The following is a 22771-nucleotide window of genomic DNA, read 5'->3' as shown; positions in this document are numbered from 1 at the left end:
AGATAACAAGCACTGCAGACAAGCAAGACGCGCTGCCCCAGGGGGGGCGCGCGATTCGATCCCGATTTGACAGGCGCACGACAAGGAGAATCCGCAATGAAGAAGAAACTGATCTGCCTGCTGGTGGCCAGCGCGTTGCCGGGCATCGCGCTGGCCGACTCGACATCCGCCGAGATCAAGGCGCTGCAGGCGCAGGTCGCGGCGTTGCAGAAACAGATGAAGGCCATGCAGGCGCAGCTCACCGCGAAGCCGGGCGGCGCCGCTGTCGCGCAGGCCGGTGCGAAGGCTGGCGCGGCGCCGGTCATGGTGGCAGCCGATCCTGCCTCGCCCGATTACGGCAAGGCGCAGGCCGCGCTGACCAACGATGAAGTCAGCGAAATGAAGCAGCAGATCGCGAACCAGCAGCTGAAGGTCGACTCGCTGACGGACGCCGCCAACACGGGCCCGCTCGCCGGCCTGTCGGTGACGGGCTACATCGATCCGACCTACATGTACAACCGCGCGGCCGGCACGTCGTCGTTCCTGTTCGCGAACCACGAGAACGCGTACAACTACTTCAACAGCACGTTCGGCGATCTCTACCTCGACATCAAGAAGACGTTCGGCGTCGGCCCGATGGCGCCGTCGGCTGAAATCACGTTGATGCCGAACCGCGGCAACGGCATCACGCTGCTGCAGAACTCGCGCGGCTCGATCACCGACAACCTGCTGAACACGGCGATCATCAACGTGCCGATCACGGCCGAGACGACGCTGGTCGCCGGTTTGATCCCGAGCTTCGGCGGCTACGAGGTGCAGCAGTCGAACCAGATGCTCACGCTCACGCACAACCTGCTGTACGATTTCTCGGACCCGGGCAGCTACGTCGGTATCGGCGCGAACTACACGAAGGGCAACTGGGCGTGGAAGTTCTTCCTCGGCAACGAGCAGTACCGCACGTACGGTTCGGTCACGCAGAAGGGCGTGAATGCGCTCGGCGATCCGATCACCACGAGCAACAAGGTGCCGACCTTCACCGCGCGTGCCGACTACACGTGGTCGAGCGCGCTCGACCTCGGCGGGTCGTTCAACATCGGCCGGCAGACGCTGTCGTCAGCCGCCGTGACGGATCCGGTCACCGGCCAGCAGATCGGCGTCAACTACGGCCCGGGCGGCGCGGCGCCGAGCGCATACGGTTCGTTCTTCTTCGGCGAACTCGATGCGACCTACACGCTCGCCGATATTCAGTACAACGCCGAAGTCGACTACGGCCGGCAGCAGCATGCGGCGTTCAACGGCGGGCTCGCGCAGTGGTACGGCCTGTCGCTGCTCGCGCACCGCAAGTTCAACGCGCCGGTGGTCGGCCGCATGGGCGTGACGCTGCGCTACGACCTGCTCGCCAACTCGAAGAACGGCGGCGGCGGCGGCGGCATCGCGTTGAACGGCAACGGGATGGACCCGAACAACGGCTTCGGCGTCGACGCGGACTGCCTCGCGATGTCGAAGGCCGGCGGCGGCCTCGGCTTCGAGTGCAAGGGGGCCGTGCGCCAGGACGTCGCGCTCGACCTGCTGTTCTATCCGACCCAGCAGATCACCGTGAAGGTCGAATACCGGCACGACTGGGCGAACAACAAGGTGTTCCTGCGCAACGACGGGTCGTACGGCAAGTCCAACGACCTGCTCGCGACGCAGTTCATCTATTCGTTCTGACGCAGCACACGCGGGACGCCGTGCCGCGCGCACGGCGTCCCGCGCCGTTTTCAGGGGCGGCTGCCGGCAGGTCGCAGGCCGTGGCAGCCTTTTCGAGGGAGTCGGTTTCATGACGCAGTCTTTCACCCGCCGCGCCGATGCGCTCGCGCGCGACTCGTACTACGAAGCGACGGCCACGCGGCCCGTCGTTGACGACCCGGTGCTCGACGATGCGATCGACGTCGACGTCTGCGTGATCGGCGCGGGCTTCGCGGGCCTGTCGACGGCGCTCGACTGCCGCGCGCGCGGGTTGTCCGTCGCCGTGATCGATGCGCACCGTCCCGGCTGGGGCGCGTCGGGCCGCAACGGCGGCCAGGCGATCACCGGCTTCGCGAAGGACGAGGAGATCGAGCGGCAGCTCGGCGCCGACGGCGCGCGCGCCGCGTGGTCGCTGTCGCTCGACGGCGTCGCGCTGATCGCCGAGCGGATCGCGCACTACGGGATCGACTGCGATTTCACGCGCGGCTACCTGACGGTCGCGACGAAGCCGCGCCGCATCGACGACCTGCGCGCGTGGATGGACGCCGCGACGTCGCGCTGGGGCCATCCGTCGCTCGCGTGGCTCGACACCGGCGCGATCCAGGCGCGCATCGCATCGACACGGTATCTCGCCGGCGTGCACGATCCGCTGTCGGGCCACCTGCATCCGCTCAAGTACTGCCTCGGCCTCGCCGAGGCCGCGCGCCGCGAAGGCGTCGCGCTGTTTGCGCACACGCCCGCGCTCGACATCGTGCGCGGCGCGCGGCCCGTCGTGCGCACGCCGTCGGGCGAGGTGCGCTGCCGCTTCGTCGTCTCGTGCTGCAACGCGGGGCCCGGCGGCGTGCTGCCCGCCGCGACCGCCGCGCGCATCGCACCGATCGCGTCGTACATCATCGCGACCGAGCCGCTCGGCCAGGCACGCGCCGATGCGCTGATCGCGCAGCGCGAAGCCGTGTGCGACAACAATTTCTTCCTCGACTACTTCCGGCTGTCGGCCGACCACCGGATGCTGTTCGGCGGCCGCGCGAATTCGGCCGGCGCTTCGCCCGCCACGCTGGCCGAAACGATCCGGCAGCGCATGACCGGCGTGTTCCCGCAGCTCGGCGACGTGCGCGTCGAGCACGCGTGGGGCGGCTTCGTCGACGTCACGCGCAACCGCGCGCCGGACTTCGGCGCGCTCGACCCGAACTTCTTCTACGTCCAGGGCTTCAGCGGGCACGGCGTCGCGCTCACCGGCATCGCCGGACGCGCGATTGCCGGTGCGATCGCGGGCGATACGCGCGCGTTCGACCTGTTCGCGCGCCTGCGTCACCGGCGCTTCCCCGGCGGCGACGCATGGCGGCAACCCGCGCTCGAACTCGGGATGCTGTACCACCGTGTACGCGAGCTGTTCTGAGCCCTCTTTCTCCGTTCTCCAGACCATGCAGACATTCGCCAACCAGCCGCACGTCGCGTCCTACTACGCGGCGACCGCCAACGATACGACCCGCCATGCGCCGCTCGCCGGCGCGACCGATGCCGACGTGTGCGTGATCGGTGCGGGCCTCACGGGCCTGTCCGCCGCGCTCAACCTCGCCGAGCGCGGCCATTCGGTGACCGTGCTCGAAGCATCTCGGGTCGGATGGGCGGCGAGCGGCCGCAACGGCGGCCAGCTGATCGGCGGTTTTGCGTGCGACATCGACACGTTCGCGCAATTCATGCCGGAGGGCGACGTGAAGCGCATCTGGGACATGGGGCTCGAAACGCTGTCGCTCGTGAAGTCGCGCATCGCGCAGCACGACATCGACTGCGCGCTGGTGCCCGGCTACCTGACCGCGGCGAACACCGAGCGCGACGCCGATTCGCTCAAGCGCTGGCGCGACGAAGCCGCGAAGCGCTTCGGCTACGACCGCTTCCACTTCGTCGAGGAAGACGAGATCGGCGACTACGTGCAATCGTCGCGCTATCGCGGCGGCCTGTACGACCCGGACAGCGGCCACCTGCATCCGCTCAACTACACGCTCGGCCTTGCCCGTGCGGCGACCGATGCGGGCGTGCGCATCCACGAGGACAGCTGCGTGACGCGCGTGCGCGACGTCGCGGGCGGTCACGTCGTCGAGACGAGCGAAGGCCACGTGCGTGCACGCTTCGTCGTGCTCGCGTGCAATACCTACGTGGGCACGCTCTCGCCCGCGCTGTCGAAGAAGATCATGCCGGTCGGCACGTACGTGATCGCAACCGAGCCGCTCGGCGAAGCGCGCGCCGCCGCGCTGATGCCCGCGCGCGCGGCGATCTGCGACAGCCGCTTCGTGCTCGACTATTTCCGGCCGGCGCCCGACACGCGGCTCGTGTGGGGCGGCAAGGTCAGCTATTCGACACGGCAGCCGCGCGATCTCGCGGCGGCGATGCGCGAGGACATGCTGAAGACGTTCCCGCAGCTCGCGGACGTGAAGGTCGACTACGCATGGGGCGGCTTCGTCGACATCACGATGAACCGCGCGCCGCACTTCGGCCGCGTCGCGCCGACGATGTACTTCGCGCAGGGATTTTCCGGGCACGGCGTGAACACGACCGCGCTCGCGGGCAAGCTGATCGCCGAAGCGATCGACGGACAGGCGAGCCGCTTCGACCTGTTCGACAAAATCCGGCATCGCGACTTCCCGGGCGGCGCGGCGCTGCGCACGCCGGCGCTGGTGCTCGCGATGGGCTGGTATCGGCTGCTCGACGCATTCGGCATGCATTGAGCATCGTGAAGCATCGGCACGGCGCGAGCGGTACACGCACGCGGCGCGCCGATGCAAAACGGCCGCGCACGCGCGCGGCCGTTCGGGTGAACCATCGGATTGCGCGGCGACCGGCGAATATTCACACCCGCCGCCGCACGACGTACGCCGTGCCTGCGCCGATCAGTCCGTGCCGTACTTCGGCGAATGCGGCCCGTAGAGCAACCCGTTCGGCGGGCCGGCCGACAACAGCCGGTTGCTCGTGAACGCGGCGATGTCGTGGCTCTGATCCATCAGCGAGTTCGCGATCTGCTTGACTGCAGCCACCACGAGCATGCCGATCAGTCCGCCACCACCGTTGTTGCCGCCTTCGTCGCTGCTCGCGCTCGCCTGGCCCTGCCACAGCACGTCGCCCGTGCGCAGGTCGACGAGCTTCGCCGAGGTCGATACGACCGTCGCGCTCGTGATGATCCGGTACACGGTGCCGTACTGCGAAACCTTCGAATACAGCGCGGCGTCCGCGCCGAAGATCTCGCGCAACTTCGCGGGCGGCGTCTCCTGGATCTCGGCCGCGTTGGTCAGGCCGTTCTGCTTGAACGTCTCGTCCATCACCGCGACCGGCACCACGTAATAACCGGATTCGGCGAGCGGCAGCGTCATCTGCGACAGCACCCCGTAGGTCGCCGCGACGTCCGAGGTTTCGTTGACCGGCGGCAGCACGAGAATCGAGCGCGGCTGGCTCTTCTTGAACGCCGTGTAATCGGGGCGTTTCACCGGCTGCGCGCACGCGCTCAGCAGCGCGACGATCGACAGCACGGACATCAGCTTGAATGAGAGTGTCTTGAACATGGCGGGCACGTCACTGTTTGGCGGAATTCGAATCGGCGTTCTTCTGGCCGGCGATCGTCTGGCCGGCGGCGCCTTGCGCGGCCGCCTTCTGATCCGCGGGTTTCGTCGCGCCGGTTTTCTTCTTCAGCAGGAAATCCATGTAGGTCGACGATTCCGGGAACAGCTGTTTCTCGGCCTGCAGCTCCTGCTCGGCCTGCTGCTCGTTGCCGACGCTCGCGTACAGCATCCCGAGATGCGCATGGAAGCCCGGCGGCGGCGTATGGCCCTTCCCGCGGATCTCCTGCAGCGCCTTTTCGAGCGCATCGATCTGCTCTTGCGGCGACTTCTGCCCCTTGAAGTATTCGTACACCTGCGGCTGGTAGCCCGTCCACTGATAGAGCGGCGGCGTGGAGCTCGCGCAGCCGGCGAGCAGCAATGCGGCTGCCGTCGCCGGCAGCCAGTTACCCCGTTTCATGGTCTTTTCTCTTTTGATGTCGTGGTCAATCGGTCGAGCGCGACGCCGGCCCTGGCGCCCGCTGCAACACTTGCTTCGATGCTGGCCGCGCGATTTACTGCGATACCTTCAGCGCCCCGGCGTCCACCTGTTCGGCCAGATGGTTCACGGCTTCCTGGATCGCGAGATCCAGCACCTTGCCGTTCAACGTCGAGTCGTAGCCGGCCGTGCCGCCGAAGCCGATCACTTCGCGATTCGACAGGCTGAACTCGCCCGCGCCCTGGCTCGATGCGACGACTTCCGACGTCGTCGTGTCGACGATGTTCAGGTTGACCTTCGCGTAGGCGACCTGCGTCTTGCCGCGGCCGAGGATGCCGAACAGCTGGTGATCGCCGACGTCCTTGCGGCCGAACTCCGTCACGTCGCCCGTCACCACGTAGTTCGCGCCCTTCACCGCCTGCGCCTTCTTCATGAAGCCGGCTTCCTGCTTGATCTCGTCGAGGTTCTCGCGATCGAGGACGTTGAAGCGGCGGCTCTGCTGCAGGCGCGTGACGAGGATCGTCTTCGCCTGTCCGCCGAGACGGTCGATGCCGTCCGAGAAAATGCCGCGCATGTAGCTCGAGCGGTTGTCGAACTTGCCGACCGCGATCGCAACGGGTTTGCCGGCATACGGCTTCTGCGCGCTGCTCACGGCCGGCACGTCGAGCGTGCGCGACGATTCGGTCGCGCAGCCGGACAGCGCGGCGACAACCGCTGCCGCGACGAGAACGGTGCGTCGTGTCTGAATGTTCACTGCTGGTCTCCTTGCGTGAAGAAATTGCCCGGAATGGGCACGCCGGCTCGAGAACGAGCCGGCCGTCGAAACGGCCGCGGCGCGAACGGGCACGCGCATCGGCGCGATGCGCGCGCATGCGAATGCATCGCCGGGCCGGCGATGGCTACAAGTGAAGGAAAGGCGCGCGCAACGGAGGTGTGGCGGCGAAAAGCGGATGGACGGCGCCCTGCGCGACAGGTTCGCGCGCGCCGGTTGCATCGTTGTTGTGGTTACTGCGCTGTTGATCGCGCATCATCGGCCCCGTATATGATTTTGCGCGATCATACCAAGCCTGTTTATCAGGACGCGGCGTATTGAAAAAAATTGACGAATTCTGTGGCGCGGCAGCACATCGGCCGCGATCGCCCGAATCGGGACCGGTCCGAACCGCCGACGGCGCGCGCTGTTCATCGCCTGGTGGCGACGGCCATCGCGAACGCGATGATCGGCGATTGGCGCACGCCAACCAATAGCGAACAAGACACCGGCTCAACATCCCGGCATCCGGAAAGCCATCGGGGCAGGCAATCGAATGCGCGATTGCCATGCCGCCTGCGCGCCTCGCGCCGCTAGTCGGCCACCTTCTGCCGCATCGTCACGAATTCTTCGGCCGCGGTCGGGTGGATGCCGATCGTGTCGTCGAACTGCGCCTTCGTCGCGCCCGCGCGAATCGCGATCGCGATGCCCTGGATGATCTCGCCAGCGTCGCGGCCGACCATGTGCGCGCCGATCACGCGCTGGCTGTCGCGCGCGACGACCAGCTTCATCAGCGTGCGCTCGTCGCGGCCCGACAGCGTGTGGCGCAGCGCCTTGAACGACGTGCGATAGATGTCGACTCCGCCGTGCGCGGTACGCGCATCCGCCTCGGTGAGGCCGACCGTCGCGACCTCGGGCTGGCTGAACACGGCCGACGGCACCCATTCGTGATCCGCCGCGACGCGCGACCCGCCGAACAGCGTGCGCGCGAGCAGCCCGCCGTCACGTGTCGCCACCGGCGTGAGCTGCGGCCGCGACGTGACGTCGCCGATCGCATGGATCGACGCGACCGACGTCGCCGAATACGCATCGACGGCGATCGCGCCGCCCGCGTCGAGCAAAACGCCCGCCTGTTCGAGCCCGAGCCCGTCGACGTTCGGCACGCGGCCGGTCGCATACAGCACCTGGTCGTACGGCCCGTGCCACGCATCGCCGACGCGCACGCTCAGCGTGCCGTCGTCCGCGCGCGCGATCGCTTCGACCACCGCGCGCGAATGGATCGCGACACCCTGCTTCGTCATCTCGTCGGTCAGGAATTGACGTACGTCGTCGTCGAAGCCGCGCAGGATCTTCTCGCCGCGATAGAACAGGTCGACCTGGCTGCCGAGGCCGTTGAAGATGCCCGCGAACTCGACCGCGATGTACCCGCCGCCGACCACCGCGATGCGCCTGGGGCAAGCCGCGAGCGACAGCGCCTCGCGCGACGTGATCGCATGCTCGATGCCGGGCCGCGGCGGCAGCGACGGACGCGAGCCGGTCGCGATCGCGATGTGGCGCGCACGGATCGTGCGTCCGCCGACGGCCACCGTGTGCGCGTCGACGAGCGTCGCGCGCCCCGCATGCATGTCCACGCCCGATTGCTGCAGCAGGCTGATGTAGATGTCGCTCAGGCGGTTGATCTCGCGATCCTTCGCGGCGATCAGCGCGGGCCAGTCGAGCGTGCCGGCGCCGAAGGTCCAGCCGAAGCCTTTCGCGTCCTCGATCTCGTGCGGATAGTGCGACGCGTAGACGAGCAGCTTCTTCGGAATGCAGCCGCGCAGCACGCAGGTGCCGCCGATCTGCTCTTCTTCCGCTATGCCGACGCGCGCGCCGTATGACGCCGACATCCGTGCCAGCCTCACGCCACCCGAGCCGGCCCCGATGACGAACAGGTCGTAGTCGAAATCCATCGCATTGCCTCATCGCAGTTCGGATGACGGCACGATAGCAAGATTCCGGATTTCTTGCGGGGTGCGGCTCGAACCGGCGCGCGCCCAATAAAAAACGGCGAGAGACGTTGCCTCTCGCCGGTCAACCCGACTGCCGGGTGTGTCATGCGTCACCGATCGACCGCATGCCCGACCTGCCGGCTGCGCGGCACCGGTCCGCCCGGGCGCGCGAACGGCGCACCCGCGGCCGGACCAGCCGCCATGCTCATGCCTGCGACGTGTCGCTGCCGTCCGTCGCCTGCGTATCGTCGGCCTGTTGCTCGGGCTGCTCTTCCTTCTTCTTCTCGAGCATGCCTTCGATCGCTTCGGCGCCCTTGAAGCCGGCGACGGCCGCGGCCGCCTTGGTCAGCAGGCCCGCATCCGGATCCAGCTTTTCCGCGCCTTCGACAGCCGCCACTGCGCCAGCGATTTCACCTACCGTGTCCAGGATACCCATCGTCATCCCCTTTCAAGAAAATCGTGAGCGCATCGTCCCACGAAAAAAACCGGCGCACCGCGATTGTCATCACCGGATACACAAGTTACGCACCAGGCCGGCCACGCGCGTGGAGCGCCTGCCGGAACGATGCACGCGCGTGCACGACGGCACGCAACGGGCAATGCACGCAGCGTAGCGGAAAGCCTTCGCGCGCACTGTAAAAGTATGTTCTGGAATGCCGACGGATCGCTTACGGCGCGGGACTTGCGCAATGGAGCGATTGCCGAATAGTCGTGTGCGCGTATGAACGCCGCATGACGAAAAAAAGAGGCGCCTTGCGGCGCCTCTTCGATGCATGCCGGACGAATGCCGGCGCGTGCGTTCCGACGTTCGTCAGAAGATATTGCGCAGGCCGATCGCGATGCCCGTCTGGTTGCTGCGACCCGGCAGCTCGACGTTCGCCGCGCCGTTCGTCTTGTTGAAGTCGACGGTGCCGTAGATTTCGGTGCGCTTGCTCAGCGCGTACTCGGCGATGCCGACGATCGCGTAGCGGTTGCCGCTCGCGAGCGTGCCGTTCGTGGTCATCGCATTGCGCATGTGGTCGTAGTAGAACGCGCCCGTCAGCGTCAGCGGCGTGCTGACCTGCCAGCTCACGCCCGCGAACGGACCGTCGTCGATCCGGCCCGTGCCCTTCGCGACCGGAATCGTCTGCTGCGCGAGCAGGCTGTCGACGAAGCCCGTGTCGTCCTTCGAGCGCAGGTAGCCCGCGTAGATCTTCGCCTTGCTGAATGCATACACGACGTTCGCGTGGTAGATCGTCTGCTTGCGTGCCGAGTTGTCGCTGTTCTGCTGCGCGCCGGCCGCGATGCTGAGCGGGCCCATCACGTACGACAGCGACACGCCCCACGCATTGCCCTTGCCGAGCGAACCCGGAATCTGGCCCGAGAAGCCGCCGGCGCCGGTCGATTCGTAGTTGGTGCCGGTCGAGTACATCGCCTTCGCGGTCAGGCCCGCGAACTTGCCCGTGTACTTGATCTGGTTGTCCGCATACAGGCCGCCGCCGAGTGCGACCGGCAGCCACGCGTTTTCGAGGTAGTTGCCGACCGTCAGCGGATCGTAGGTATCCGACAGCAGGTCGAACAGCGGCGTCTTCTGGCGGCCGAGGGTCACCGTGCCGTACGGGCTCTGCAGGCCGACGTACGCTGCGCGGTTGAACAGGCGGCCGCTGTCGGCGAATGCGCCGTTCTGCAGGTTCACGCCGCTTTCGAGATTGAACACGGCCTTCAGGCCGCCGCCGAGGTCTTCCGTGCCGTAGATGCCGAAGCGGCTGTTCGTGATCGCGCCGTTGGTCATCGACAGCAGGCCGTCGTTCTTGGCGTTCGCGTTGGTCAGGTAGCGGACGCTGGCGTCCGCGACGCCCCACAGCGTGACCGAGCTTTGTGCTGCCGCGTACTGGCTGGCGAATGCGAGCGCGGCGCCCCCTGCGATGGCTGCGAGTCGGGTGGTCTGCTTCATGAGCTTTCCTTTTTGTAGGTGTCTCCGTTCATTGCCGGCCGCGTGCGCAGCCGGGTGGCGATCGCGTACGTTCTTGGCGCGCGCGATGTGGGCTGAATCATATGACGACTGCAATCGCTGAAAGAAATTGAAATGCGCGGTAATCGCGCGTTTGTCGCCCGAGAACAACGTTTCCCGCGCCTGGCTTGCCTCGCGAGCCGGCGGGGCGGGTTGAGGCGGTGCCGGCGGGGGCGCGCGGCGCTGTAAGGATCGGCGAGGAGGCGGTGCGGTCAAGGCCGCTTCGCGGCGGGATGTTCGGCGTGGCCGGTGCGGCGGAACGTGCGATGAACGCTGGCATCGGCAGCGGCCGGTGCAACCGGCCCGCGTTCGGGAGCACCGGCGGATTGGTGTTTCGGTGTTTCGGTGTTTCGGTGTTTCGGTGTTTCGGTGTTTCGGTGTTTCGGTGTTTCGGTGTTTCGGTGTTTCGGTGTTTCGGTGTTTCGGTGTTTCGGTGTTTCGGTGTTTCGGTGTTTCGGTGTTTCGGTGTTTCGGTGTTTCGGTGTTTCGGTGTTTCGGTGTTTCGGTGTTTCGGCGAATTGATGAAGCACCGAAGCGTTGCTTCAGCCGATCCTGAACGCGGCGCACCAGCCGCCGCGTCGGAACACACCATCAGGCCGTTTGCGCCGCCTCGCCGCCGTCATTGGCGTCGCCGCCGCCGTTCCCCGCGCGACGCCACGCGCGCCGCACGATCTCCGCGAACGCGCCCACGAGCAGCAGCACGGCACCCCACAGCGCGATGTCCGGCGCGAGCCGCGTGGCGAGCCCGCCGACCACCGCGCCGGCCAGGAAGCAGAAGCTGATCGTCGCGAGCAGCGCCGAATCGTGCAGCGCGCCCGCGTCGTAGCGCGGGATCAGCCCGACGAACAGCTTCTGCGCGGCGCGCCGCAGGTTGCCGGTCGTCATCACCGACGTGTACGACAGTTCCTCGAGATGGGTGAACGACAGCGTCTGCAACGTCGCGACGAACGAAATCCCTGGAATCAGCCACGCGCTCGATGCGCCGACGAGGCCGCTCGCGGCGACGCCGAGAAACGCGATCTCGACGATCAGGCTCGCGAACGCCGTGTGCCGCATCCAGCCGCGTTGCGCGGCGAGCCCGAGCAGGTGCGCGACGAACACCGCGATCACGAAGCCGACGAGCGGCGGCACGTGATGCAGCGCGGCGGCCCATTCGCCGGCCGACAGGTTGATGCCGAGCAGCGCGACGTTGCCGGTCATCGTGTTCGCGAACACATGGCCGTGGCCGACATACGTGTACGCGTCGAGATAGCCGCCGGACAGCGTCAGCAACGCGGCGACAGTGAGATTGCGGCTGGCGCCGTCGAGATCCATCGATCCTCCCGTGATGCACGCCACCCGGCCGCTCGCGGCGGGCGGTGCGAAATTCAGTGATGCCGGCACGCGCGGAACGCCGCCGGCCCGACGCGGCCGCGCATCGCCACATCGCCACATCGCCACATCGCCACATGGCCGCTTGCCGCTTGCCGCTTGCCGCTTGCCGCTTGCCGCTTGCCGCTTGCCGCTTGCCGCTTGCCGCTTGCCGCTTGCCGCGCGCCAATATAATGCTCTGCGCCAGGTGCGGATTCCCGTCGCGCATCGCGGCCAGCCGGCACGTATCGATATCGCCGCGCATGTATCGCCGCGAAAGACCGGCCGAGTATACCGGGCCGGGTGCGGCCCGACGGCGGCCCGCGCGCCGCTTCACCGAGCCTTCGAATGACACTCGCGAAGTTCTTCCTGCGCTACACCGTGATCCCGTTCGCCGCGATCGTGCTGGTGGCCGTCTGGGCATTCACCCGCGAATCGGGCGAGATCGATGCGCGCCAGTACGCGGCGCTGGTGGCCGCCTATCCGTCGTTCACGCCGAAGCTGAAGCACGAAGTGGCCGACGCGTTGCGCGGCGGCCGGCTCGCGAAGGCCGATTACGGCACGATCATGCGCGATGCGCTCGATGCGGGTTACGTGATCGACTGGCCGCCCGCGACGGACGACGTGAGCAGCGAGCGGGGGCGGCTGCTCGGCCTCGTGCACAGCGAAGCATCGCAGTAGCGCGCGGCCGGGGCAGGCAACGGCCGGCCGGCTGCGTGGCGGCTCACTGCCCGAAGCCGGTGAGCCCGATCAGCGCGCCGCCCGCGAGCAGCCACAGCGGATGGATGCGCGTGCGCCATGCGAGCACCGCGCACGCGGCCGTGATGCCCCACTGGATCGCCGTGCGGTTCGACGCCTCCGAGATCAGCACCGCGCTCGCGGCGACGAGCCCGGCGGTGACCGGCATCATCCCCTGCTGCACGTAGCGGCGCCACGGCCGGTCGCGAAAGCGCTCCCACGCATGCAGCGCGAGCACGGTGACGACCGACGACGGCCCGAACTTCGCGATCGACGCGACGAGCAGCCCGGCCCAGCCGGCCACGTGCCAGCCGACCAGCGACACGATCATCATGTTCGGCCCGGGCGCCGCCTGGGCCAGCGCGAACAGCGCGGTGAACTCGTGCGCGCTCATCCAGTGATGCACGTCGACGACCTGCCGCTGCATCTCCGGCAGGATCGTGTTGCCGCCGCCGAACGCCAGCAGCGACAGCTGGCTGAAGATCGTCGCGATCGCGACCAGCGTGTCGTTCATGGCCGGCCTCCGTGCTGCGCATCGCGCGCTGCCGCGGCCGGCGCCGGCTGCGGCGTACCCGCATCGCGGTGGCGCGACGCCAGCCAGATGCTGATCGGCGTCAGCACGAGCATCGTGGTCAGCAGCGGAACGCGCAGCACCGCGATCGCGACGAACGCGAGCGCCGCGATGCCGGCCGCCGCGCGCGCGTGACGCAACGGCTTCGCGACCTTCACGGCCATCGCGACGAGCAGCCCTGCGGCCGCGGCGGCGAGCCCCGCGAACAGGTGCTGCACGTGCGGATCGTTCTGCGTCTTTGCATACAGCACGCCGAGCGCGACGACGACGAGCGTCGGGCCCGCGATCAGCCCGAGAATGCCCGCGAACGCGCCAGCGACGCCGCGAAAACGCATGCCGACCGCGACCGACAGGTTGATCACGTTGCCGCCCGGCAGGAACTGGCACAGGCCGAGCAGATCGGTGAATTCGTCGGCGGAAAGCCACTTGCGCTCGTCGACGATCGTGCGCCGTGCGAACGGCAGCGCGCCGCCGAACGACATGAGGCCGAGCGCCAGGAAACCGGTGAACAGCTCGGCGAGGCCGACGCTGCGGGGCGACGCGGCAGGCGGCGGGGAAACGGATTGCATGGGGCTCCTCATCAAACGGTCAACCGAGGTTACCGCCGTTCAGGATGCCGGCAAAACGATTTTATCGGCGCGCCCTTGTGATCTAGAATCACAAGCATGGCACGCGATCTCCCACCCTTTTCCGCGCTTCGGGCCTTTGAAGCCGCGGCACGACATGAAAGCTTCAGCGCCGCCGGCGACGAGCTGCATGTGACTCACGGTGCCATCAGCCGGCAGATCGCCGCATTCGAGGCCTGGCTCGGCAAGCCGGTGTTCCACCGCTACGGCAAGCGCGTGAAGCTCACCGACGAAGGCCGCCGCTATCTCGACACCGTGCGCGCGGCGTTCGACAGCATCGCGCATGCGACCGAGCAACTGCGCAACACGGGCGCGGCGCGCGTGCTGCGCATCAATGCGCTGCCGACCTTCGCGATGAAATGGCTGCTGCCGCGCCTGTCGCGGTTCCAGCGCGACGTGCCGAACGTCGAGCTGAAGCTGTCGACGTCGAACGCGCCGCTCGACGCGCTCGACGGCTTCGATGTCGCGATCCGCCGCGGCCCCGGCCACTGGCCGAACTGCACGAGCGGCCACTTTCTCGACGAAAGCGTGATTCCGGTCTGCAGCCCCGCGCTGCTCAAGCGCACGCCGATCGCACGCGCGGACGATCTCGCGCGGCACGTGCTGCTGCATTCGGATACGCGGCCGGAAGGCTGGCGCGACTGGTTCGCGGCGGCCGGCGTGACGATGAAGGGGCGCAAGCGGCAGTCGTTCGACCACTTCTACCTGGCGCTGCAGGCGGCCGTCGACGGGCTCGGCGTCGCGCTCGGCCCGCTGCCGCTGATCGACGACGAGCTGGCGAGCGGCCGGCTCGTGATGCCGCTGCCCGGGCCGCGCATCGCGACGCGCAGCTACTGGTGGATCACGCCGCACGCGCCGGCCGACGATCCGCTCGTCGCGCAGTTCTGCGCGTGGCTGCAGGGGCAGTCGAATACCGGCGCGTAAGGGCGCGCCGGCGGGCGGCGCGGTCTGCCCGCTGCCGCCCGTGTTTCGGTCAGACCACCGGACCCGGTTCCTTTTCCCTGCGCAGGATCGCGTACAGGATGATCGCGCCGAACGTTGCGGTGCCGATCCCGCCGAGCCCGAAGCCGCCGATCTTCAGCGAGAAATCGCCGGCGCCGAGCACCAGCGTGACGGCCGCGACGATCAGGTTGCGGTTGTCGGAGAAGTCGACCTTGTTCACCACCCAGATGCGCGCGCCCGTCACCGCGATCAGCCCGAACACGACGATCGACACGCCGCCGAGCACCGGGCCCGGGATCGTGTGGATCACCGCGCCGAATTTCGGCGAGAAACCGAGCCCGATCGCGATCAGCGCGGCGACTGCGAACACGAGCGTCGAGTAGATCCGCGTGACGGCCATCACGCCGATGTTCTCCGCGTAGGTCGTCACGCCCGTGCCGCCGACGCTGCCCGACACGATCGTCGCCAGGCCGTCGCCGATGAACGCGCGGCCGACGTAGCGGTCGAGGTTGTGCCCCGTCATCGCGCTGACGGCCTTGATGTGGCCGAGGTTCTCGGCGACCAGGATCACCGCGATCGGCGCGAGCATCAGCATCGCGTGCGGGTCGAACACCGGCGCGCTGAACGCCGGCACGCCGAACCACGCGGCATGCGCGACGATCGAGAAGTCGACCGGCTTGCCGAGCCCCATCCCGTTGGTCGCGATCGCGTAGATCACGTACGCGATCACGAGCCCGACGAGGATCAGCAGGCGCTGCATCATCCCGCGCGCGAACACCGCGACGCCGCCGACGCACAGCACCGTGACGAGCGCCATCACCGAGTCGAAGGTCGACGCCGACACGCCCTTGACCGCGATCGGCGCGAGGTTCAGCCCGATCACCGCGACGACCGCGCCGGTCACGACGGGTGGCATCAGCGTCTCGATCCAGCGCGTGCCGATCGCCTGCACCAGCGCGCCGAGCGCGACGTACACGACGCCGCACGCGACGATCCCGCCGAGCGCGACCGGGATGTTCGGGTTCGGGCCGCTGCCGCCGTAGCCCGTCACCGCGATCACGAGGCCGATGAACGCGAAGCTCGAGCCGAGGTAGCTCGGCACGCGGCCGCCGACCAGCACGAAGAACAGCAGCGTGCCGATGCCCGACATGAAGATGCACAGGTTCGGGTCAAAGCCCATCAGCAGCGGCGCGAGCACGGTCGAGCCGAACATCGCGACGACGTGCTGCACGCCCATCGCGACCATCTGCGGCCACGGCAGGCGCTCGTCGGGGCCGACCACGCGCGACGCCGCGCCGGTCGATTGCACCCGCCAGCGCGGGAAGTAGGAATCGGACATGGGGAAAGAGCTCCTGTCGGTCGCCGGCTGCGGAGGGTGCGCCGGTCTGGAATCTGGCGCGAGTTTACGGAGCGGAAATGGGGCTGGCAAGCGCGGGGCGCGGTGTGCCGCGTGCGCGAACCGGGGCGCGACCGCGCAACCGGTGAATCGGCCGCCGCGCCTGGCGCGCGGGCGGCGTCGAACGAAGCCGGCGGCGATGTAAGCGTGCGCTCACATTGCCGCCGGCCCATCGTGCATCAAGGATTGATGTACTGGAACAGCGACAGGTTCTGCAACTGCGCGTAAGCCTTCTGCGAGCCCGTCAGCGCATTCTGCATCTCGAGGAACTGGCTGATCGTCGACACCATGTTGGTGCTCGTCAGGTCGGACAGGTTGCTGGTGATCTGCAGCGTGTTGGTCTGGTTCACGGTCTGCATCGCCTTGATTTCCTGCTCGCGGCCGCCGACCGACGCCTGAACGGTGAGGACGTTCGTCATCATGTTGTTCAGCTTCGTCGTGCCGGTGGTCATCGCGTTCGCGAGCGCGGCAGCAGCCGTCGTGTTGCTGCTGACCGGCACCTTCAGCGCGGCGATCATCGAGTCGAGCGCGCCGAACACGTCGGTGCCGGCCTTCGGCGCGGGCGTGATCGTGAACGTGTCGCCGGCGGCCGGCGTGCCCGAGACGGGCACCGACAGGCCGTTGCCGAGCGTGATCCCGGCGCCGGCCGAATACGCCTGCGCGGGGGTCGTGGTCGGCGGCGCGGCGGTGTTGTCGGTGACCGTGTACGTCGGCGCAGCCGCCGTGCCGCCGAACGTGATCGTGAACTGGTGCGTGTTGGTCGCGGCCGACGGGCTCGTGATCGACACGCCGCCGATCGTGCCCGTGCCCGTGTTGCCCGTGCCCGCGAGCGGCACCGGCTGGCTGCCGAGCATCGGCACCGACAGGAACACGCTCGCGCCGTTGTCGCCCTGCGAGATCGCGCGCGAATCGGCGATCTGCACCTGGCGCGAGCCCATGTCGCCGCTGTAGGTCACGCCGCCACCCGGCGCGTTCGAGAACGGCGCCGTGGTCGACTGGAAGCCCGCGAACAGGTAGTTGCCCGAGCCGTCCGTCGAGTTGGCGAGCGTCAGCAGCTGGTCGCGGTAGCCCTGCAGCTGCGTCGACAGCGCGGAGCGGTCGCTGTCGGACATCGAGCCGTCGCCGGCCTGGATCACGACCGTATGGATGCTGTTCAGCAGGTTGTTGACGCTGATGAGCGTCTGGTCTTCCTTCTGCAGCGACGACAGCGCGGTGTTCTGGTTCGACGCGTATTGCGCGAGCGTCGCCGACGTCATCGACAGCTGCACGGCCTGCGCCGCGCCGAGCGGGTTGTCGGCCGGCGTCGCGAGGCTCACGCCGCTCGAGATCTGCTGGTACAGCTGCGCAAGCTGGGCCTGCTGGTCGCTCATCTGAGCGACGTTCATCTGGAAGAACTGGGTGGTGGAAATCCGCATCGCATCGGTCCCCGAAATCAGTTGAACAGGCCAAGCACGGTCTGGAACAGCGTCCCCGCGGTCTGGATCACCTTCGCGTTCGCCTGGTAGAGCTGCTGGTACTGCATCAGGTTGGCCGCTTCCTCGTTCTGGTTCACGCCCGACGCCGACTGCTGCGCGCTCGTGATCTGGCCGATCAGCGCGGTCTGCGCGGCGCTCGAGGACTTCAGCTGGCCCGCCGTGTTGCCGATGCCGTTCACGTAGCCTGCGTACGCGCTCGTCAGCGTCATGCCGTTGCCGAACGCCGTCGAGTTGACGAGCTTCGACAATGCGAGCGCGTTGCTGCCGTCGTTCGTGCCGCCCGTGTTCGGGCCGACCTTGAACGTGTCGCCGGCCGTCGGGGAACCCGACACCGTCACCGTGACGCCCGCCGTCAGCGTGATCGGCGAGCCGGCCTGGAACGGCTGCGCGGCGGTGGTCGTCGGCGGCGAAGCCGTGTTGTCGGTCACCGTGTAGGTCGGGCTGGCGGCGGTGCCGCCCATCGTGATCGTGTAGTTGTGCGGGTTGGCCGCGCCCGCTGCGCTCGTGACCGTCGCCCCGCTGATCGTCCCGGTGCCCGTGTTCGTCGTGGTGGTCGCCGTCGAATACGGCGACGCCGCCGCGATCGCGGAGCCGTTCGAGGTCGCGAGGCCGAAGCCGTTCAGCGCGCCGCGCGTCGGCTGCACGGTGAACTTGTCGCCGGCGTTCATCGAGCCGGACGAGAACGAGAAGTTCAGCCCGCCGATCGACCCCGGCATCGTCGTCGACGTGCCGACCACCGAGCCGCTCGCGCGGTCGGTCAGCGTGTATTTCGCGCCGTCGTACGACAGCGTGTAGTCACTCGTGGTCGGTTGCGCCGCGTTCGCGAACGACACGGACAGCGCCGCGTTGCCGGTGTTGCCCTGGTTCGCATAGGTGATCGGCGAGCCGGTCGTGAACAGGTTGCCGCCCGCCTTGCCCGACAGGTCGACGCCGAGCGCGTTCTGCGCGTTGACTTGCGCGGCGAAGCTGGTCGCGATCGCGCCGAGCTGGGCTTCGGCCGGGTCGAGCGTCTGGCTGCGGAACGCGAGCAGGCCGCCGAGCGTGCCGCCCGACAGCGAAGCATCGGACAAGTACTGGTTCGGGCCTTGCGGATTCGCGCCGGCGAGCCCCTGCGACACGACGGTCAGCTCGCTCGGATCGGACGGCGACGTGACGGCCGCGAGCTGGTAGCTCTTGTCCGCGACGACGAGCGGCGTGCCGCCCGCGAGAAACACGCTGTAGCCGTCGCTGTTGCGCACGACCTGCACGCCCGCGAGGTTCGACAGGTTCGACACCGCGAGGTCGCGCTGGTCCATCAGCTGGTTCGGCGGCTGGCCCTGGCTGCTCGCGGCCGCGATCTGCTGGTTCAGCTGCGCGATCTGCGCGGTGTACGCGTTGATCTGCGTCACGGTGCTCTTGAGTTGCGTGTTCACGCTCTGGCGCAGTGCGTCGTACTGCTGGCCGGCCGCCGTGATCTGGTTCGCGAGCGTCTGCGCGTTGCTCATCGCGGTCTGGCGCACCGACGGGTCCGACGCGCTGTTCGCGACGTTCTGCAGCCCGGTGAAATAGCTCGTGATCGCGGTCGAGATGCCGGACGTCGGGTTGCCGACGTAGTTGTTCAGCTGCGTGACGAGCGAATACCAGGTCGACAGCGCGCCGCCCTGCGTCTGCGCGCCGTTGAGCTGGTCGCCCAGGTACTGGCTGTATTGCCGCTGCACGGTGACGGTGTTCACGCCCTGCGGCATGTAACCGCTGCTCGTGTACTGGCCGCTCGCCTCGGCGTAGACGGGACGTTCGACCGAATAGCCGGGCGTCGCCGCGTTGCTGATGTTCTGACCGGTCGTCGTGAGGCCCCAGAGCGCGGCATTCAGGCCGCTGATACCGAGGTTCATGAGTGAGTTGGACATGCGCGATCCTGATGAGCCGGCCGCGCTGCGGCCGCCGGGTTGCGTGACTCCCGGTATAACGGCTGCCGCTGGAAAAAATTGAGGAAAAAATGCACGCGCGACGCGCGCTCGCGCGTCGCCGGTCGAAGCGTCCGGCAACCGGTGCCGGCGAAGGGGAGCGGGGCGGCCCTGCGGGGCCGGCGGCCGCGTGCGCGTCAGGCCCGCGCGAGCGAGCGGCGCTTCATCTCGAGCTGGGTAATCAGCCGCTGCAGCGTGTTCTCCGCGCTGCCCGGCAGCGACATGTAACGGAAACCGAGCTGGTAGCGGCGCGACCCGTTCGGCATCTGCGTCGAGCGCTGCGACACGAGCTGCAGGTCGAGCGACAGCTTGCCGTGGCCGGTCAGCTCGAGTTCGACGTCGGGCAGCAGCGTGCCGACCTCGAGCGCCTCGACGCGCTCGTCGGCCGTGCGCAGCCCCACGCCGCCCAGCGACAGGTTGTGCACCTCGAACAGGAAGCTCTCACCGTCCGGCAGCTTGCCGCGGCACAGGAACGGATCGACGATCGGCGCATCGACGCGGAAATATTCACGGCGCTGGATGCACATCAGCACGTCGGGGAAATCTGCGACGAACGCGGGCAGCCCCTCGTAGCGCGTCTCGCGCGGCGTATTCGTGGTGAATTCGACCCGCACGCCCTCCGGCGCGGCCGCGAACGTGCAATGCGACGCGGCGAGGATGCCGGCGTTCTGCTCGGACAGCGCGCCCCAGTCGAACGTGAACGTCCGCGCGCCGACATCGACCTCGAGCAGGCGCGTGACGAGCTGCCCGCCCGGATACTGGACGGTCAGGAAATCGCCCCGGTTCACGAGGTTGCGCAGCTGCACGCCGATCTCCAGCGGATTGCGGCGGGCATAGTCGGGCCCGGAGTGGCCTGCATCCAGGCTGGGGTCCGTCGACGTTTCGATATTCATGGCTAGCCGGTCTTTCTTGTCATGGGCGCCCGGACAACCGGTGCGCAGTAAAACCGGGCCAGATCAGGGGCCCGGTCGCAGGTCTCTCACACTTAGCGGCAGTGCTGACCGAAAGTTTAGATCGATTTGCCGTTTTTTTTCGCGCAAACGTTGAAACCGCGCGCGGCGGTATGCCGGGCGCGGTTCAGAGGGGTGTTGCAGGCGGCGCGGGCGGTGCCGTCAGCCGATCTGCTGCATGATCGAGATCAGTTTCTTCGCGTAGTTCGGGTCGGTCGCGTAACCGGCCTTCTGCATCCCGTGCGCGAAGCCTTCGACGCTGCGGCTCGCGCTCAGCACGCCCGAGTAGCGCGGATTGTTCTTCAGCAGGTTCGCGTAGTCGGTCATCGCGTGCTCGTACGAATCGTACGCGCGGAATTTCGCGACCACGCGGCGCGGCGTGCCGTTCACGTATTCAGTCGTCAGCGCCGAGACCGTGCGGCCCGTCCAGCTCTTGCTCGCCTTGATGCCGAACACGTTGTAGCTCGTCGAGCCGTCGGTCGCGCGGATCTCGCGCTTGCCCCAGCCCGATTCGAGCGCGGCCTGGCCGACGATGAAGCGCGCCGGGATGCCGGTCGACGCGCTTGCCGCCTGCGCGGGGCCCGCGAGCCGGTCGACGAACGCGTCGGCGTCCGGCGCGCCGCTCGCGCCCTTCAGCGGCGGCGTCAGCGCGCTGCCGGCCGAGTAGCCGCGCGAGCCGGCGAGGCCGCCGTTGTTCCCGGCCGCGTTCGCGTATGCGCGCGCCATCGCGTTCATCGCGGCGAGGCTGCCTTCGTTGCCGGCCGTGCCGCCGAGCCCGGCCGCGCCGACGTCGGCCGCCGAGTCGGCGCCCGCGCCCTGCCCTGCATTGCGCAGCAGCTGCTTCATCAGCGCATCGGCGACGCCGATCCCGCGCTTCGACATCTGCTGCGAGAGCTGCTGGTCGAGCATCGACGTGTACATCTTCGACGTATGCGAATCGAACAGGCCGCCCTCGGGCGACGCGTCGCGCATGCTCTTGAGCATCATCTGCGTGAACATCGCGTCGAACTGGCCCGCGACGGCCTTCACGCCGGCCTGCGGCGACTGCTTCACCTGCGCACGCAGCGCGTCGAAACCCTGTGTGTCGAGCGCGAAGCGCTGCGTCAGGTCGTTTGCGTTCGGGAGATTCGCTGCCATTTAGATGACCTCCAGGTCGGCGCGCAACGCGCCGGCCGCCTTCATCGCCTGCAGGATCGACATCAGGTCCGCCGGCGTCGCGCCGAGCGTGTTCAGCGCCTTCACGACGTCGGCGAGGTTCGCGCCGGCCGTCACCATCTTCAGCGCGCCGTTGTCCTGCTTCAGCTGGATCTGCGACTGCTGCGCCACCACCGTCTGCCCGTTCGAGAACGGCCCCGGCTGCGACACGACCGGCTGCGTGTTGACGACGACCGACAGGTTGCCGTGCGCGACCGCGCAGCTTTGCAGCGTGACCATCTGGTTCATCACGATCGAACCGGTGCGCGCGTTCAGGATCACCTTCGCCGCGGCCTTGTCCGGGCTCACGTCGAGGTTCTGCAGCCGCGCCATGAACGCGACCTGCTGCGCCGAGTCGGCCGGCGCCGCGAGCTGGATCGTGCGGCCGTCGAGCGCCGTCGCGGTGCCCGGGCCGAAGCTCGAGTTGACCGCCGAGACGATCCGCTGCGCGGTGCCGTAATCCATGTCGTTCAGTTGCAGCTGCAGCGTGCCGTTCATCTGCGCGATCGCGTTCGGCACGCCGCGCTCGACGATCGCGCCGCCGACGATCCGGCCGGCCGCGAGCTGGTTCACCTGCACGCGGCTGCCGTTCGCGCTGGCGCCCGCGCCGCCGACCGCCATGTTGCCCTGCGCGAGCGCGTACACCTGCCCGTCCGCGCCTTTAAGCGGCGTGAGCAGCAGCGTGCCGCCGCGCAGGCTCTTCGCGTTGCCGAGCGACGACACGGTCACGTCGAGCGCCTCGCCGGGCCGCGCGAACGGCGGCAGCGTGGCGGTCACCATCACGGCTGCGACGTTCTTCAACTGCATGTTGCTCAGCGACGACGGGCCGCCGTTGGCCGAGCCGTTGTTGATCGAGATGCCGAGGTTCGCGAGCATGTTCGCGAGCGTCTGCGTCGTGAACGGCGTCTGCATCGTCTGGTCGCCCGTGCCGTCGAGGCCGACGACGAGGCCATAACCGATCAGCGGGTTGTCGCGCACGCCCTGGATCTGCGCGAGATCCTTCAGGCGTTCCGCGTGCGCGGGCGCCGCGCCGAGCAGGCAGGCCGCGGCCGCGAACGCGACGGCGAACCGAGCGGCGGCACGCGCGCGGGACGACAGGCGGTTGAACAGGGTCGTCTGCATCGTCA

20 protein-coding genes are annotated in these 22771 nt (G+C 68.1%); 5 read left to right on the top strand and 15 right to left on the bottom strand.

The features are described from left to right. Positions 1 to 96 precede the first annotated feature (96 nt). The 3 genes from BBJ41_RS13605 to BBJ41_RS13595 all read left to right on the top strand — a co-directional run bounded on the left by BBJ41_RS13605 (position 97) and on the right by BBJ41_RS13595 (position 4430). Complete coding sequence (locus BBJ41_RS13605; protein WP_069746823.1) at positions 97 to 1689, top strand: DUF3138 family protein; 1593 nt, start codon at positions 97 to 99, stop codon at positions 1687 to 1689. Between the two features lie 109 nt (positions 1690 to 1798). Beyond that, on the top strand, positions 1799 to 3103 hold the full coding sequence (locus BBJ41_RS13600) for an NAD(P)/FAD-dependent oxidoreductase (RefSeq protein WP_069746822.1): 1305 nt from the start codon (positions 1799 to 1801) through the stop codon (positions 3101 to 3103). Positions 3104 to 3128: 25 nt separating this feature from the next. Further along, a complete protein-coding gene (locus BBJ41_RS13595; protein ID WP_069746821.1) occupies positions 3129 to 4430 on the top strand; it encodes an NAD(P)/FAD-dependent oxidoreductase in 1302 nt (433 codons plus the stop codon). A 162-nt stretch (positions 4431 to 4592) separates the two neighbouring features. On the opposite strand, the gene BBJ41_RS13590 is transcribed toward BBJ41_RS13595, so the two are convergent. From BBJ41_RS13590 to BBJ41_RS13560, 7 genes are all read right to left on the bottom strand, one after another. Further along, positions 4593 to 5258 (bottom strand): DUF799 domain-containing protein, encoded by a 666-nt coding sequence (locus BBJ41_RS13590; RefSeq protein WP_069746820.1) that lies wholly within the window; start codon positions 5256 to 5258, stop codon positions 4593 to 4595. Positions 5259 to 5268: 10 nt separating this feature from the next. Continuing rightward, on the bottom strand, positions 5269 to 5712 hold the full coding sequence (locus tag BBJ41_RS13585; RefSeq protein ID WP_069746819.1) for a DUF4810 domain-containing protein: 444 nt from the start codon (positions 5710 to 5712) through the stop codon (positions 5269 to 5271). Between the two features lie 94 nt (positions 5713 to 5806). Then, the gene (locus BBJ41_RS13580; RefSeq protein WP_197680897.1) at positions 5807 to 6478 is read right to left on the bottom strand and encodes a CsgG/HfaB family protein; all 672 of its coding nucleotides are present in this window, start codon (positions 6476 to 6478) and stop codon (positions 5807 to 5809) included. 596 nt (positions 6479 to 7074) lie between these two features. Continuing rightward, complete coding sequence (gene gor, locus BBJ41_RS13575) at positions 7075 to 8430, bottom strand: glutathione-disulfide reductase (protein ID WP_069746817.1); 1356 nt, start codon at positions 8428 to 8430, stop codon at positions 7075 to 7077. A gap of 244 nt (positions 8431 to 8674) precedes the next feature. Beyond that, positions 8675 to 8905: a hypothetical protein gene (locus tag BBJ41_RS13570; protein WP_069747700.1), complete on the bottom strand. Its 231-nt coding sequence runs from the start codon at positions 8903 to 8905 to the stop codon at positions 8675 to 8677. A gap of 375 nt (positions 8906 to 9280) precedes the next feature. Next, complete coding sequence (locus BBJ41_RS13565; RefSeq protein WP_069746816.1) at positions 9281 to 10402, bottom strand: porin; 1122 nt, start codon at positions 10400 to 10402, stop codon at positions 9281 to 9283. A 648-nt stretch (positions 10403 to 11050) separates the two neighbouring features. Further along, positions 11051 to 11773 (bottom strand): YoaK family protein, encoded by a 723-nt coding sequence (locus tag BBJ41_RS13560; protein WP_069746815.1) that lies wholly within the window; start codon positions 11771 to 11773, stop codon positions 11051 to 11053. Positions 11774 to 12157: 384 nt separating this feature from the next. On the opposite strand from BBJ41_RS13560, the gene BBJ41_RS13555 reads away from it, so the two are divergent. Further along, entirely contained in the window at positions 12158 to 12490 is a 333-nt protein-coding gene (locus BBJ41_RS13555) for a hypothetical protein (RefSeq protein ID WP_069746814.1), read from the top strand. Between the two features lie 43 nt (positions 12491 to 12533). On the opposite strand, the gene BBJ41_RS13550 is transcribed toward BBJ41_RS13555, so the two are convergent. Continuing rightward, positions 12534 to 13061, bottom strand: coding sequence for a chromate transporter (locus tag BBJ41_RS13550; RefSeq protein ID WP_069746813.1), 528 nt, complete (start codon positions 13059 to 13061; stop codon positions 12534 to 12536). Continuing rightward, positions 13058 to 13687, bottom strand: a complete 630-nt coding sequence (locus tag BBJ41_RS13545; RefSeq protein ID WP_069746812.1) for a chromate transporter — start codon at positions 13685 to 13687, stop codon at positions 13058 to 13060. The genes BBJ41_RS13550 and BBJ41_RS13545 overlap by 4 nt, the downstream gene beginning before the upstream one ends. 96 nt (positions 13688 to 13783) lie before the next feature. On the opposite strand from BBJ41_RS13545, the gene BBJ41_RS13540 reads away from it, so the two are divergent. Then, the gene (locus BBJ41_RS13540) at positions 13784 to 14668 is read left to right on the top strand and encodes a transcriptional regulator GcvA (RefSeq protein WP_069746811.1); all 885 of its coding nucleotides are present in this window, start codon (positions 13784 to 13786) and stop codon (positions 14666 to 14668) included. Positions 14669 to 14717: 49 nt separating this feature from the next. Here the strand turns inward: BBJ41_RS13540 and BBJ41_RS13535 are convergent, their stop codons facing one another. The 6 genes from BBJ41_RS13535 to BBJ41_RS13510 all read right to left on the bottom strand — a co-directional run bounded on the left by BBJ41_RS13535 (position 14718) and on the right by BBJ41_RS13510 (position 22766). Further along, positions 14718 to 16025 (bottom strand): solute carrier family 23 protein, encoded by a 1308-nt coding sequence (locus BBJ41_RS13535; protein ID WP_069746810.1) that lies wholly within the window; start codon positions 16023 to 16025, stop codon positions 14718 to 14720. Positions 16026 to 16261: 236 nt separating this feature from the next. Next, positions 16262 to 17497 (bottom strand): flagellar hook-associated protein FlgL, encoded by a 1236-nt coding sequence (gene flgL / locus BBJ41_RS13530; RefSeq protein ID WP_069746809.1) that lies wholly within the window; start codon positions 17495 to 17497, stop codon positions 16262 to 16264. 17 nt (positions 17498 to 17514) lie between these two features. Beyond that, a complete protein-coding gene (gene flgK, locus BBJ41_RS13525; protein WP_069746808.1) occupies positions 17515 to 19443 on the bottom strand; it encodes a flagellar hook-associated protein FlgK in 1929 nt (642 codons plus the stop codon). Between the two features lie 194 nt (positions 19444 to 19637). Next, entirely contained in the window at positions 19638 to 20393 is a 756-nt protein-coding gene (locus tag BBJ41_RS13520; protein WP_069746807.1) for a flagellar brake protein, read from the bottom strand. Positions 20394 to 20612: 219 nt separating this feature from the next. Beyond that, positions 20613 to 21587 (bottom strand): flagellar assembly peptidoglycan hydrolase FlgJ, encoded by a 975-nt coding sequence (flgJ, locus tag BBJ41_RS13515; RefSeq protein WP_069746806.1) that lies wholly within the window; start codon positions 21585 to 21587, stop codon positions 20613 to 20615. Continuing rightward, a complete protein-coding gene (locus BBJ41_RS13510) occupies positions 21588 to 22766 on the bottom strand; it encodes a flagellar basal body P-ring protein FlgI (protein ID WP_069747699.1) in 1179 nt (392 codons plus the stop codon). Between the last annotated feature and the right edge of the window lie 5 nt (positions 22767 to 22771).

Origin of the sequence: Burkholderia stabilis (assembly GCF_001742165.1) — a bacterium.
Lineage (GTDB): Bacteria > Pseudomonadota > Gammaproteobacteria > Burkholderiales > Burkholderiaceae > Burkholderia > Burkholderia stabilis.
The sequence above is the reverse complement of the archived record's forward strand: the minus strand, read 5'-3'. Positions and strand labels throughout refer to the sequence as shown.

Bases quoted from the DNA above. Each gene is read 5' to 3' on its own strand.
- BBJ41_RS13535 (WP_069746810.1), bottom strand. From the start codon at position 16,025: ATGTCCGATTCCTACTTCCCGCGCTGGCGGGTGCAATCGACCGGCGCG.
- flgK (WP_069746808.1), bottom strand. From the start codon at position 19,443: ATGTCCAACTCACTCATGAACCTCGGTATCAGCGGCCTGAATGCCGCG.
- BBJ41_RS13550 (WP_069746813.1), bottom strand. From the start codon at position 13,061: ATGAACGACACGCTGGTCGCGATCGCGACGATCTTCAGCCAGCTGTCG.
- BBJ41_RS13595 (WP_069746821.1), top strand. From the start codon at position 3,129: ATGCAGACATTCGCCAACCAGCCGCACGTCGCGTCCTACTACGCGGCG.
- BBJ41_RS13520 (WP_069746807.1), bottom strand. From the start codon at position 20,393: ATGAATATCGAAACGTCGACGGACCCCAGCCTGGATGCAGGCCACTCC.
- BBJ41_RS13600 (WP_069746822.1), top strand. From the start codon at position 1,799: ATGACGCAGTCTTTCACCCGCCGCGCCGATGCGCTCGCGCGCGACTCG.
- BBJ41_RS13570 (WP_069747700.1), bottom strand. From the start codon at position 8,905: ATGGGTATCCTGGACACGGTAGGTGAAATCGCTGGCGCAGTGGCGGCT.
- BBJ41_RS13555 (WP_069746814.1), top strand. From the start codon at position 12,158: ATGACACTCGCGAAGTTCTTCCTGCGCTACACCGTGATCCCGTTCGCC.
- BBJ41_RS13545 (WP_069746812.1), bottom strand. From the start codon at position 13,687: ATGCAATCCGTTTCCCCGCCGCCTGCCGCGTCGCCCCGCAGCGTCGGC.
- flgL (WP_069746809.1), bottom strand. From the start codon at position 17,497: ATGCGGATTTCCACCACCCAGTTCTTCCAGATGAACGTCGCTCAGATG.
- BBJ41_RS13560 (WP_069746815.1), bottom strand. From the start codon at position 11,773: ATGGATCTCGACGGCGCCAGCCGCAATCTCACTGTCGCCGCGTTGCTG.
- BBJ41_RS13510 (WP_069747699.1), bottom strand. From the start codon at position 22,766: ATGCAGACGACCCTGTTCAACCGCCTGTCGTCCCGCGCGCGTGCCGCC.
- flgJ (WP_069746806.1), bottom strand. From the start codon at position 21,587: ATGGCAGCGAATCTCCCGAACGCAAACGACCTGACGCAGCGCTTCGCG.
- BBJ41_RS13565 (WP_069746816.1), bottom strand. From the start codon at position 10,402: ATGAAGCAGACCACCCGACTCGCAGCCATCGCAGGGGGCGCCGCGCTC.
- BBJ41_RS13540 (WP_069746811.1), top strand. From the start codon at position 13,784: ATGGCACGCGATCTCCCACCCTTTTCCGCGCTTCGGGCCTTTGAAGCC.
- gor (WP_069746817.1), bottom strand. From the start codon at position 8,430: ATGGATTTCGACTACGACCTGTTCGTCATCGGGGCCGGCTCGGGTGGC.
- BBJ41_RS13605 (WP_069746823.1), top strand. From the start codon at position 97: ATGAAGAAGAAACTGATCTGCCTGCTGGTGGCCAGCGCGTTGCCGGGC.
- BBJ41_RS13585 (WP_069746819.1), bottom strand. From the start codon at position 5,712: ATGAAACGGGGTAACTGGCTGCCGGCGACGGCAGCCGCATTGCTGCTC.
- BBJ41_RS13590 (WP_069746820.1), bottom strand. From the start codon at position 5,258: ATGTTCAAGACACTCTCATTCAAGCTGATGTCCGTGCTGTCGATCGTC.